Source organism: Cupriavidus pinatubonensis, from assembly GCF_019602855.1.
GTDB classification, from domain to species: domain Bacteria; phylum Pseudomonadota; class Gammaproteobacteria; order Burkholderiales; family Burkholderiaceae; genus Cupriavidus; species Cupriavidus pinatubonensis.
Map to the genome: position 1 here is coordinate 2,261,081 of NZ_CP080766.1, position 12,197 is coordinate 2,273,277.

11 protein-coding genes are annotated in these 12,197 nt (G+C 63.1%); 6 read left to right on the forward strand and 5 right to left on the reverse strand.

What is annotated here, in order from left to right; translation table 11 throughout:
* Positions 1-22 precede the first annotated feature (22 nt).
* From K2O51_RS10285 to K2O51_RS10295, 3 genes are all read left to right on the forward strand, one after another.
* A complete protein-coding gene (locus K2O51_RS10285; RefSeq protein ID WP_011300805.1) occupies positions 23-1,606 on the forward strand; it encodes a DUF1302 family protein in 1,584 nt (527 codons plus the stop codon).
* 14 nt (positions 1,607-1,620) lie between these two features.
* Entirely contained in the window at positions 1,621-2,880 is a 1,260-nt protein-coding gene (locus K2O51_RS10290; protein ID WP_011300804.1) for a DUF1329 domain-containing protein, read from the forward strand.
* A 68-nt stretch (positions 2,881-2,948) separates the two neighbouring features.
* Complete coding sequence (locus tag K2O51_RS10295) at positions 2,949-3,404, forward strand: nuclear transport factor 2 family protein (RefSeq protein ID WP_011300803.1); 456 nt, start codon at positions 2,949-2,951, stop codon at positions 3,402-3,404.
* A gap of 42 nt (positions 3,405-3,446) precedes the next feature.
* On the opposite strand, the gene K2O51_RS10300 is transcribed toward K2O51_RS10295, so the two are convergent.
* From K2O51_RS10300 to K2O51_RS10310, 3 genes are all read right to left on the reverse strand, one after another.
* Positions 3,447-4,124, reverse strand: coding sequence for a hydrolase (locus K2O51_RS10300; protein WP_011300802.1), 678 nt, complete (start codon positions 4,122-4,124; stop codon positions 3,447-3,449).
* 95 nt (positions 4,125-4,219) lie between these two features.
* Complete coding sequence (locus tag K2O51_RS10305; RefSeq protein WP_011300801.1) at positions 4,220-5,101, reverse strand: pirin family protein; 882 nt, start codon at positions 5,099-5,101, stop codon at positions 4,220-4,222.
* Positions 5,102-5,292: 191 nt separating this feature from the next.
* Positions 5,293-6,198, reverse strand: coding sequence for a LysR family transcriptional regulator (locus K2O51_RS10310; protein WP_140951500.1), 906 nt, complete (start codon positions 6,196-6,198; stop codon positions 5,293-5,295).
* Between the two features lie 150 nt (positions 6,199-6,348).
* On the opposite strand from K2O51_RS10310, the gene K2O51_RS10315 reads away from it, so the two are divergent.
* Complete coding sequence (locus K2O51_RS10315; protein WP_140951502.1) at positions 6,349-7,305, forward strand: LysR family transcriptional regulator; 957 nt, start codon at positions 6,349-6,351, stop codon at positions 7,303-7,305.
* A 28-nt stretch (positions 7,306-7,333) separates the two neighbouring features.
* On the opposite strand, the gene aceE is transcribed toward K2O51_RS10315, so the two are convergent.
* Positions 7,334-10,009: a pyruvate dehydrogenase (acetyl-transferring), homodimeric type gene (gene aceE, locus K2O51_RS10320; protein ID WP_220630172.1), complete on the reverse strand. Its 2,676-nt coding sequence runs from the start codon at positions 10,007-10,009 to the stop codon at positions 7,334-7,336.
* Positions 10,010-10,244: 235 nt separating this feature from the next.
* On the opposite strand from aceE, the gene K2O51_RS35150 reads away from it, so the two are divergent.
* Both K2O51_RS35150 and K2O51_RS10330 read left to right on the forward strand, forming a co-directional pair.
* Entirely contained in the window at positions 10,245-10,682 is a 438-nt protein-coding gene (locus K2O51_RS35150) for a TetR/AcrR family transcriptional regulator C-terminal domain-containing protein (protein WP_235679734.1), read from the forward strand.
* Positions 10,586-11,227, forward strand: coding sequence for a hydrolase (locus K2O51_RS10330; RefSeq protein WP_140951506.1), 642 nt, complete (start codon positions 10,586-10,588; stop codon positions 11,225-11,227). The genes K2O51_RS35150 and K2O51_RS10330 overlap by 97 nt, the downstream gene beginning before the upstream one ends.
* A 110-nt stretch (positions 11,228-11,337) precedes the next feature.
* Here K2O51_RS10330 and K2O51_RS10335 read toward each other — a convergent pair whose 3' ends face one another.
* A complete protein-coding gene (locus K2O51_RS10335) occupies positions 11,338-12,120 on the reverse strand; it encodes a GntR family transcriptional regulator (protein WP_011300795.1) in 783 nt (260 codons plus the stop codon).
* Between the last annotated feature and the right edge of the window lie 77 nt (positions 12,121-12,197).

A 12,197-nucleotide genomic window follows, 5' to 3' on the forward strand; every position in this document is an offset into this window, starting at 1 on the left:
CCGATATTGGCTGGAGGAGACGATGAAACTGAATCAATGGTACGACCTTGGCAGGAAATCCGGCGCGGCAGGCCTGGTGTTTGCCTGCCTTGCGGGATCAGCCGGTGTCCGTGCTGCACAGGCGGACGAGCCCGCCGCGGCGGGCACTGAAACCCACGACGACAGTGGGACCAACACGGAGAACTACAGCTTCCACCTGGGCGGGTACGCCCGCGCATGGACGTCTTTCAATCTGCAGAACCCGCCGGAGACCAGCCGGAACGACAGGTTTTCGCCATCCATGGTACGGGGCTCTCTGCTGCTGGATGCGGACGCAAAAACCGGACCGGTTGCCTGGAAGGTGGTCGGACGCGCGGACCAGGAGTACAAGACCACCTATCTGCGTGACCTGGAAAATCTCAACCGGCAGAATTCGCCGGGCGGGCCCGGCAGCCAGCTCATGGATCAGTACAACCAGGCCGAACTGCGCGAATACTACGCAGACTTCTCGCCGGTAGACCGCGTGAGCCTGCGCATCGGCAAGCAGCAGGTCGTGTGGGGCGAGACGGACTTCTTCCGCGCGCTCGACCTGGTCAATGGCTTCGACTATCGCTGGAGATCGTTCCTCGAGCGCGAGGGCGATGAACTGCGCAAGCCGCTCTTCCTGGTCAAGGCCAAGGTCGATGTGCCGGAGGCCGACGGCAGCCTGCAACTGCTGTTCCGTCCGGGCATCGACCGCCTGCGCGACGTGGGCAATAGCTACGACCTGTATGGTGGCCGTTGGGCGGGGCAACCCTACAAGGGCGTGGACTTCCTCGCCCCGGGCGCCCTCAACTACAACTATCGCGCGCCCGGCGCGAACGTTGGCGACATGACCGGTGGTGTCCGCTGGGAGGGGATTGCCGGCCCCGTGAACTACTCGCTGGCCTATCTGAAGACCTTCAACAACGATCCTGTCGTCAATTCGGCGTTCGCACCCTCAGGGTCCACCCCGACCGGAGCGCTCGGCGATTTCATTTTCCCCAAGATCGACCTGTTCGGCGCCACGGTCAGCGGCTATGTGCCGGCAATCGATTCCGTGTTGAGCACGGAACTGGTCTATACGCGCAACGCGCCCTACAACGTCGGCACCAACTTCTTCGGTGGCGTACTGCCCGGCTTTGGCGGGATCATCAAGAAGGACCTGGTCACAACCATGGTCCGCATCGACAAGAACCTGAACCTGGCCAGGTTCCTCGGCACCAGCAGGCCATCGTTCTTCTCGGTCCAGGTGTTCGACAAGTGGATCCAGAACTACAAGCGCTCGGATGACATCGTCAACATGGTTGGCTACGGCCGAGCGGCGAGCCAGCACTCGACCATTGCCACCGTCATCCTCGGCCTGAACTACAAGAACGACAAGATCAATCCCCAGCTGGCAGCGGGCGCATCGCTGCAGGGCGGTGGCGGATTCCTGATCCCCAGCGTGGAGTTCGTCTACGGGGACCACTGGAGACTGGTGCTGGAGGCCGATCTGTTCTTCTCGAATCACAAGCGCCAGCCCGGCCAGGTTGAAAGCTCGACCGGCCTGTTCGGATCGTTTGCCAACAATGACCAATTCGTCGCTCGTCTGACGCGACAGTTCTAAGCAGGAGACCAAGCATGCATCCCCTCAGCAAGAAAGCCCTTGCGCTCTGTGCCATCGCCGCGCTGAGCGCCGCAGCGACCATCGTCGACGCGGCTGAATTGCCGGCCGGCACCGTGATCGACAAGGCCAACCTCGACAAGATCAAGAGCGACACGTTTGACGGCCACACGATCGCAAGCTTGCTGACCGACAAGCTGGAATGGCAGATCCGCAATACGGGCCTGAAGATTCCGCTCGGCCATGCCAAGCCCGTGCAGCTCGATCCGAAGTACATCGAAGCGACGAAGAAGAACGCGGGCAAGGCGCAATTCGACGAGAAGTCCCGCGAAGTGACCGGCTGGGTGGCCGGCATCCCCTTTCCTGAAGTCAGCCAGAACGATCCCTTTGCCGGCGACAAGCTGGTCTGGAATTTCTACTACGCCTCGCCGGAGGGCGACGTCATCAACAACAAGGCGACGTTCCTGATGATCAGCGGCGACAAAGGCCTTGAGTCGACCCAGGACTGGCTGTTCGAGCGCTACTACATGAAGGGCCGGATCAGCGGCGACAAGCCGGTGCTGGGCGATGGCAGCATCCTCAGCAAGACATTGTTCGTGGCGACGGCGCCCGAGGACATCAAGGGGGTCGGCACTTTCACCATCCGCTACGACAGCCCCAAGCTAGAGGACAGCTGGGCATACATCAAGTCGGCCCGTCGAACGCGCCGCCTGTCGGGGGGGGCATGGATGGATCCGGTGGGTGGCCTGGATGTGCTGAACGATGACATTTATGTGTGGAATGCGCGTCCGTCGTGGTACCCGAAGGTCAAGCTGGTGGGTCGCCGCTGGATCCTGGCGATCTCGGACGCGAAACTTGGCTACAACGCGTCGAAGAAGGGAACTCCGGAAGAGTGGAAGACGGTAGACCTGAGTAACCCGCCGTACTGGAATCCGGTGCAGACGTGGCAACCGCGCGAGGTCTGGGTGATCGAGGGCACGCCGCCTGCGGAGCACCCCTACGGCAAAAAGGTCGTCTACATGGACGTGAACTATCCACGCGTTTACATGGGCGAGGCCTATGACAAGAAGGGCGAGTTTTGGAAGTTCATCAACTTCCATATGACGCCGTCGGTGGGCGAGGACGGTACGAAGTACTCGTCGTCCATTCAGGGCGACATCATCGACTTCAAGGCTCGCCATGCCTCGATCTATCTCTTCCGTGGCTACAAGCTGAATGAAGCGAAGATCAAGGAAACCGACATGAGCTACAGCGCACTGGAATCTATCGCCAAGTAAAGGACAGGGCGCGCCGGCTCGTTGCCGGTGTGCCTCCGTTTTTTAAGAGATGAGGAGAGGCAGACACCATGGAAACCAGACCGATGACCGATGAGCAGCGCAAGGCCGTTGCACTGGAGTACTTCCGGCGCATGGATCGTGGCGAAAGCGTTGTGGATCTATTCGACGAGCATGCTGCGGTCAACTTCCCGAAGTGGGGTATTGCGCGGGGACGCGCGCAGATCGAATCGCTGTTCCGGGACCTGATGGGTATCCTGGAATCGGTGAGCCACGATATCGCGCATGCCAACATCATCCAGCAGGGCGACATGGTTGTGGTGGAAGGTACCTCGAGCGGTACCATGAAGTCGGGACAGGCATGGCGGGCAGGCGTCACCCATGCGGGCCACTGGTGCGATGTTTTCGAGATCCGGGATTTCCGTATTCAGCGCTGCTATGTGTACCTGGATCCGGATTACGGCGACAACGATACCGAGCGATATCCATGGTTGCAGCGCCAAGCAGCGCCTGGCGAGCGCGGCTGATGCGCGGCGGCATGGCCGCAAAGGCCATGCCGCTGTTGAGGATCAGCGTGCGGAGTCCAGAACCTCGCCGTCCTTCTGCACCGACTGCGCCTTCATATAGCTTTCGATCAGCAGTTGATAGGCGGGGAAGATCTTGGTGTAGACCTCGGCCCACTGCTGCGCATCATCGCGATGCCAGGTGCGCTGCAGTTCGGAGGCGACGGCGGCCGTATCCATTGGCACCACGCCGGCCTGAACCACACGCGCCAGCGTGATTTCCTGCGCCATCTTCGAGTACGTGCCCGAGGCATCGACTACGGCAAACACCTTGTAGCCGTCGGCGACCGCGCTGATCGACGGGAAGGCCATGCACACGCTGGTGATGGTGCCGGCGATGATCAGCGTTTTCTTGCCGGTGGCCTCCACCGCGGCGACGAACTCGGGGTTGTCCCAGGCGTTGATCTCGCCCTTGCGTGCGACGTACTTCGCATGCGGTGCGTTTTCATGGATTTCCGGGATCAACGGACCGTTCGGGCCCTGCGGCACCGAGGCTGTCGTGATGACGGGCAGCTTGCTCAGCGTGGCCATCTTCGCGAGCGCGGCGGCGCGCTGGCGCAGTTCCGGCATGGGCATGTCGCCCACGGTCTGGAACAGGCCGCTCTGGTGGTCGATCAGCAGCATGGCCGTATCGGAGGGATCGATGACCGGACGCTTGCCGTTGAAATTGGCGGGGCTGCTCATGGTGTATCTCCTTGGAACGGTTGGTGCCGGGAAGCCGGCAGGGGGCCTACCGCCAAAAGGCGGCAGAGAAAATCGATAGACGGGCGTCGTGGTAGTCAGATATTCGCGGGCGGACGGACAATCTCGCCAAAGTGACCGCTCTGAAGGTCGCTAAGCGCCTGGGCGATTTCCTGCTCGCTGTTCATCACGAACGGGCCATAGCCGACGATTGGCTCGTCGATCGGTTCACCGGCCAGCAGCAGCGCCACCGCGTCGGTGCTGGCCTCGATGCTGATCCCATTGCCCGAGCGCTCGAGCAGCACCATCTGCGCTTCACCTGCCACTGTTCGTGCGTTGACCTTGACTGTGCCGCGAAGCACGATCAGCGCCGCATTCCATCCTTCCGGAACCGGCAGTTCGCTCAGGCTCCCTTGATTGAGGCGCAGGTCCCATACGTTCATCGGCGTGAAGGTACGGGCCGGTCCGGCTCGGTCTCCAAACTCGCCTGCGATCACGCGCACTGTGCCTGCGCCGTCTGGCAGCATCACAGCGGAAATGTCGCGGTCATTGATGGCCTGATAGCCGGCCGGTGTCATCTTGTCCTTTGCGGGCAGGTTGACCCAAAGCTGCACCATCTCCAGCGCGCCGCCGGATTCGGAGAAGGCCTTCGAGTGGAACTCCTCGTGCAGGATACCGGCGCCCGCCGTCATCCACTGCACATCGCCGGGGCCTATCGTTCCTCCTTGGCCTGTGGAATCGCGGTGTGCAACCTCGCCCTTGTAGACGATAGTGACCGTCTCGAAGCCTCGGTGGGGGTGCACGCCAACGCCACGCGGCTGGCTGGTCGCGCTGAAGTCGGCCGGACCGGCATAGTCGAGAAGCAGAAAGGGGCTGAGTTGCTTGCCGTGGCTCTGATAGGAAAACATTGAGCGCACCGGAAAGCCGTCACCCACCCAGTGGGGACGTGGAGCGCTGTAGACGCCAAGGACTCTTTTCATTTGCTTCTCCTATTGACCGGCAGTGCCGTATCGATGCGAAAAGCATAGAGGTGGATCAGAGTGTGGCGGTAGATGGTGAAATCGGCTATCAGAGTCCCATGGCTGCAACGATGGGTTGTTTGGGCGCCGGGCTGCCGGGGGCAGCAGGCCGCTGAATGGCTCGCGCAGTGCTCTCGACAGGGCGTTGGCGGCTAATCCTCGTCCATCTGTCCGAAACGGTCGGCCAGATGGTCGATCAGCATCCTGACGGCCGGCAACAGGCCGCGCCGCGACGCGAAGACGACATGCAGAATCTCGCGCCGTGGTGCCCAGCCCGGCAACACCCGCACCAGCGAGCCTTCGGCCAATTGATCGCGCACCATCATGACCGGCAACTGGCAGACCCCGACGCCCGCAATCGCCGCGTTGCGCGCGGCGATCATGTCACCGGTGATATAGCGCGGGAGGTGGTGGATGGTGGCTTGCTCCCCATCGGGGCCAAACAGCTTCCACGCGTGGTCGCTCTGCGGGGTGCCGATTGCCAGGCTGGGCCAGTCATGCAGCGCGACGGGAAACTGCGGCATGCCGAAGGCTTGTACCAGTGAAGGACTGGCAATCAGACACTGGCTGCGCTCGGCCAGCGGTCGGATGACGAGGTCGCTGTCCTCAAGCGGGGGCGGCCGAACGCGGATGGCTACGTCGATGGCCTCCGCCACCGGATCGACCCGGCGATTGGTGGCCTCCAGATGGATCGTCACCAGCGGATGCCTTGCCATGAACTCGCCGAGCATGACACCAACGTGCGCCTGAAGTAACGCGACCGGACAGGTCACACGCACTGTGCCGCGTGGCTCGGCGCGTGTGACTTCGATGGCTTCCTGCGCGGCCTCAGCCTGCAACAGCATAGCCTTGCAGTGTTCGTAGTAAATGCGGCCGATCTCGGTAACGGCGAAGCGACGCGTGGAGCGCTGGATGAGGCGCACCCCTAGCCGTTCTTCCAGTATCGCCATGCGGCGGCTGAGCCGTGACTTGGGCATGCCGAGCGCTCGACCGGCTGGGGCAAAACCCCCGTGGTCGACGGCCTGGACGTAGAAGTAGAGGTCATTCAGGTCTTGCAAGTGGCTCTCACCGTTCACATAACAGGACTCTCATGCGCGAATTCAGCATCTAGAGCCACCTTCGTCCTAATACTATGCTTTGTCCATCGAATGAAGCAATAGATGCCCGCCATCCAAAGCTTGCTGGGCGGGCCGGAACGGGGAACAGTCATGTCATTGCGAACCGAGGATATCGAGGCCTATCTTCACGTGGTGGAGCTTGGCGGCATCAGTGCGGCGGCCCGGCGGATGGGTCTGTCGAAATCCGTGATCAGCAAGCGCATCAGCGACCTGGAGCGCGAGCTCGGCGTGTCGCTGCTGCAGCGGTCCACGCGCAGTACCCGGCCATCGGAGAACGGCCGCTACTTCTACGAACAGGCCCGTGCCGCTCTGAGACAGCTCGACCATGCGGCACAAACCGTATCCGACGCTGCCGGTGAACTACGCGGCGAATTGCGCGTGCTGGCGCCGATGACGTTCGGCACGCGCTGGCTGTCGCCGCTGATCGCGGCGTTCGCGCGTGCCCATCCGCGCATGAACCTGATCCTGGAGCTCGACGACAAGCTTGTCGACGTGGGCTACGAACGCTATGACGTCGCTATCCGCATCACGCGCCTTGGCGACAGTTCGCTGATTGCGCGCCGGCTCACGGTGAGCCGGCGGGTGCTGTGCTGCAGTCCCGAATATGCGGCACGCGCAGGCCTGCCACAGGGAATCGAGGACATCGCGCAGCATGCCTGCCTTGCCTACAGCAATTCGCCGCCGGCACACGTGTGGGCGTTTGCCGCCGGTGACGAACATGGCAGTGTCCGGAGCATCGCACCGCGCGGCGTGTTTACTGCCAACAACGGCGAAGTGCTGCGCGATGCGGCCCTGGCCGGACAGGGCCTGGCCGTGCTGCCCCGCTTCATTGTCTGGGACGACTTGCATGCCGGTCGCCTGGTTGAAGTCCTTCCGCATCTGCCGCCGGTAGACGACGGCATCTTTGCCGTCTACCCGCGCAGCGGCTTTGGCTCGGTCAAGCTGCGCACGCTGGTACAGTACCTCCAGGCATCGCTCGCGCGGCCGCCATGGGAAGAGCCGCAAACGGCGGGTTCGCTCCGCCTGCTGCAGGGCGGAGCCAACTGATTCGCTCGGCACGACGCTGCTGCGTGGTTCAGGCAAGCAGCGGATTGCGCTTCTCCGGGTCGATCCCGTACTTGTAGATGGCCTGCCTCAGCACGCCGCGCTCCACCGAGCCTTCTTCGACCAATGCCTTCAGGGCGGACAGCACGATCCAGCGGCGGTCCACCTCAAAGAAGTCCCGCAGCTTCTCGCGGGTGTCCGAGCGGCCGTAGCCGTCGGTGCCCAGTACGGTGTACGCGCGCGGTACAAACGGGCGGATCTGCTCGGCCAGCATGCGCACGTAGTCGGTCGAGGCGATCACCGGGCCGCGCGTGTCGGCCAGGCAATGCTCCACGTGAGATTGTCGCGGCGTTTCGTCCGGATGCAGCAGATTCCAGCGGGCGGCGGCGTTGCCTTCACGCGCCAGTTCGGTGAAGCTTGGACAACCCCACAGGTCGGCTTGCACGCCCCAGTCTTGCTCGAGCATGTCAGCCGCTGCAATGACTTCACGGAAGATTGTGCCTGCGCCGAGCAACTGCACGCGTGGTCCGGTGCCTTCGCCGGCGCGGCGGAACGCATACATGCCTTTCAGGATGTCGTTCTCCGCGCCTTCGGGCATCGCCGGATGCTCGTAGTTCTCGTTCATCACGGTGATGTAGTAATAGACGTCTTCCTGCTCTTGCAGCATGCGGCGCAGGCCGTCCTGGACAACCACCGCCAGTTCGTAGGCGAAGGTCGGGTCATAGCTGATGCAGTTGGGAATGGTGCCGCCCCACACCAGACTGTGGCCGTCTTCATGCTGCAGCCCTTCGCCGTTGAGCGTGGTGCGGCCAGCTGTGCCGCCAAGCAGGAAGCCGCGGGCGCGCTGGTCGCCGGCGGCCCAGGCCAGGTCGCCGAAGCGCTGGAAGCCGAAGATCGAGTAGAAGATGAAGAACGGGATCATCGGCTCGCCGTGCGTGCTGTATGACGTGGCCGCGGCGATCCAGTCGGCCATGGCGCCCGCTTCATTGATGCCTTCCTGCAGGATCTGTCCGTCCTTCGACTCCTTGTAGAAGCTCAGTTGCGACGCGTCCTGCGGTGTGTAGGTTTGACCCTGCTGCGACCAGATGCCGATCTGCCGGAACAGGCCTTCCATGCCGAAGGTGCGCGACTCGTCCGAGACGATCGGCACGATGCGCCGCCCCAGAGCCTTGTCACGCAACAGCACGTTGAGGATGCGCACAAAGCTCATGGCGGTGGAGACTTCGCGGCCCTCGCCGCTGGCCTTGAGCTGGGTGTCGAATGCCGACAGCGGCGGCACCGGCAGTTCGGGCCCGGTGCGCCGGCGTGACGGCAGATAGCCGCCCAGTGCTTGTCTGCGCTGGTGCAGGTAAACATGTTCGGGCGAGCCTTCCTCGAATTTCAGGTAGCTGAGATCGGCCAACTGCTCGTCGCTCAGCGGCAGGCGGAAGCGGTCGCGGAAACGCGCGAGTGTTTCTACACGCATGTGCTTTTGCTGGTGCGTAATGTTCTGTGCCTCACCGGCCTCGCCCATGCCGTAGCCCTTGATGGTCTTGGCAAGGATCACAGTGGGCTGGCCCGTGTGGTTAGCGGCGGCCTGGTAGGCCGCGAAGACCTTGTGCGGGTCGTGGCCACCGCGGTTGAGCTGCCAGATATCGTCGTCGGACCAGTCGGAAACCAGCGCCTTGAGCTCCGGCGTATTGAAGAAGTGCTCCCGTACGTAAGCGCCATCTTTCGACTTGAAGGTCTGGTAGTCGCCATCCACGCACGTCATCATCCGCTGCGCAAGGATGCCGTTCTTGTCGCGCGCGAGCAGCGCATCCCACTTGCTGCCCCAGACGACCTTGATCACGTTCCAGCCGGCACCGCGGAACTCCGACTCGAGTTCCTGGATGATTTTGCCGTTGCCCCGCACAGGACCATCCAGCCGTTGCAGATTGCAGTTGATCACGAAGACCAGGTTGTCGAGATGCTCCCGCCCGGCCATGCCCAGCGCGCCGCGCGATTCGGGTTCATCCATTTCCCCGTCGCCGCAGAACACCCACACCTTGCGCGCGTGGTGATCGCCAAAGCCGCGATCCTGCAGATACTTCATGAAGCGAGCCTGGTAGATGCCCATGATCGGACCCAGGCCCATCGACACCGTCGGGAACTGCCAGAAGTCCGGCATGAGCCACGGGTGTGGATAGGACGAGATGCCCTGGCCGCCGACTTCCTGGCGGAAGTTGTCCATCTGCGCTTCGCTGAGCCGGCCTTCGAGGAACGCGCGCGCATAGAAGCCCGGTGCGGAGTGTCCCTGGAAGAACACAAGGTCGCCGCCATGCTGTGAGGACGGCGCGTGCCAGAAGTGGTTGAAGCCAACTTCGTACAGCGTGGCCGCCGATGCGAAGCTGGCGATATGGCCGCCTACGTTGGTATCGCGTCCCGCACGCAGCACCACTGCAATGGCATTCCAGCGAATGTAGGAGCGGATGCGGTGCTCCAGTTCCTGGTCGCCGGGGCTGCGGGCCTGGGTCTCGAGCGGAATGGTGTTCAGGTAGGCCGTGTTGGCGCTGAACGGCAGGTAGATGCCGGCGTCATGCGCGCGCCGGATCAGCTGCTCGATCAGGAAATGCGCGCGCTCCGGACCCTCGTGGGCGATCACGCCTTCCAGCGCGTCCAGCCATTCACGGGTTTCCTGCGCATCGATGTCGTTGTCGGAGGAGGGGATGGGCATTACTGACGCCATGGTGGTCTCCTGTCAGCCCGGCATGGGGCAAGAAGCGCGGGCAACGCCGCGGCAAAGAAGGGGAGGACAGCCGGAAAAGACTAGCACCGCGACGCCGCCAGGGTAAGGTGTGCCGCGGCGAACATGGTGTTCGGCGCCCGGGAACATCGTTGGTTGGGGTGACGGGTTGTTCGGGACTGGGAGGTGCCGCCACGCGCCATCGGCAAACGTATCGACCGGCTTCGCTGCGCGATCGGTGAACAGCCTCCTGACATTCCTGCGGCTGATCATTGCCGAGGCGCGCCGGTTCCCGGAGATCGGGCAAGTCTGGTACACGCGCGGGCCGCTGGCTGCCTGTCAGTACGTGGCCGCATACCTCGCGCAACAGCAGGCCTCGGGCACGAAGCTGAACGCCGCGCCCGAGGTGGCAGCGCAGCATTTTCTGTTCGGTAACGTCGAACGGCGGGTTCTGCCACTGGCTATCACGCTCCCGGCTGTTCCTCACCTATGCTGCAAGGGCTCGCTGCAAGCCGTAGTTGACCAGCGGCGCCACGCGCACCGCATGGCGAGCGTTTGCCCAATTTCCCGGAGACCACCATGGCCAGCGAACCCATCCGCGATCCCCTCAAGGACCACCTGCTCACCCCGCAAAACGCAGCTTTCGTCATCATCGACTATCAGCCGGTGCAGGTGAACTCGATTGCCTCGATGGACCGGCAACTGCTGATCAACAACATTGTCGGCACGTCGAAGGCGGCCATTGCCTACAAGCTGCCGATCATCCACTCGACCGTGAACGTCAAGACCGGCCTGAACAAGCCGCCCATCCCGCAGCTTGCCAAGGTACTGAAGGAGTATCCGACCTACGACCGTACCACCATCAATTCGTGGGAAGACGTGGAGTTCCGTGAGGCCGTGAAGGCGACGGGCCGCAAGAAGCTCATCATGACTGCGTTGTGGACCGAGGCGTGCCTGACGTTCCCCGCGCTCGATGCGCTGGCCGAGGGCTATGAAGTGTATGTCGTGGCCGACGCCGTAGGCGGTACGTCCGTGGTCGCGCATGAAGCCGCGCTGCGCCGGATCGAGCAGGCCGGCGGCAAGATGATCAGCGTAGCGCAATTGTTCTGCGAACTGCAGCGCGACTGGTCGCGTAGTGAAACCGTGCCCGCATTCATGAACCTGTTCATCGAGACCGGCGGCACGGCCGGCATCCAGTTCTCGTACGACCGTACCGAGTAAGTGCCTGCGGGCGGAGCCCGGCGCATCCGTTCCCCGAAACGATGGGGCCGGCTCCCCCACGGGAGTGGGTCCGTGTTATCTCCGTGGTCATTCCCATTTCGCCTGTCAGGTCAGACAGGGGCTTCGGCCGCTGCCCTGCGTTTGCGCGTCGGCGCGGCGCCGCCTTTCTGCCGGGCAAGGTACTGGAGCACCAGGTCGGTGGTGTGCTGGAAATGGTCCGACAGCAGTTTGCAGGCGCGGTCAGCGTTGCGTGCGACCACGGCGCTGACGATGGCCTCGTGTTCCGCCGCCACGTCCCGGCTCCGTTCGGCCTTGGGTACGGCGAGCGAGAGGAACCGATAGCGCGCCGTCTGGTCGCGCAGTACGGCCGAGAACCGCCGCAGCCATGGGGAGTGGCAGCCCCAGATCAGCGCATCGTGAAAAGCCACATGTGCGGCTTCCCACTCTGGGTTCAGCGCGCCGCGTTGGTCGCGCAACACCATCGGGATGCGCGTCAGGCGATGGTGCGCCGCTACCACATCGCTTTCCCAAGCGATGTCCGCGAGCCTGATGGCGTCGCGCAGAGCCTGGCATTCTATCTGCTGGCGCACGCGCGTGACGTCGAGCAATTCCTCGGGGGACAGCTCCGCCACCCGGAAGCCCTTCTGGTCGATTGCCAGTACAAAGCCGGTCGTGCACAACCGGGACAGGGCCTCGCGCAGTGGGATCACACCGGCCTGGTAATGCTCGGCCAGTTCCTTCAGGCGCAGTTTGCTGCCCGCCGGCAGACGCCCGCTGATGATGTCTTCGCGAACCGCCTGTTCGAGGACGGATGCCCACGTGCGCCCGCCGAGGTCCGGCGACTCCTGGACGGCAGTATCAATGGTGACGGGCTTGGCGGGTTTGGCTGGCACAGGGCGCTCGTGGAAATGATAGATGGTTTGCATCATTATATATTTTCACGAGACCCAGACGCCGGGCCGCGGCGCCC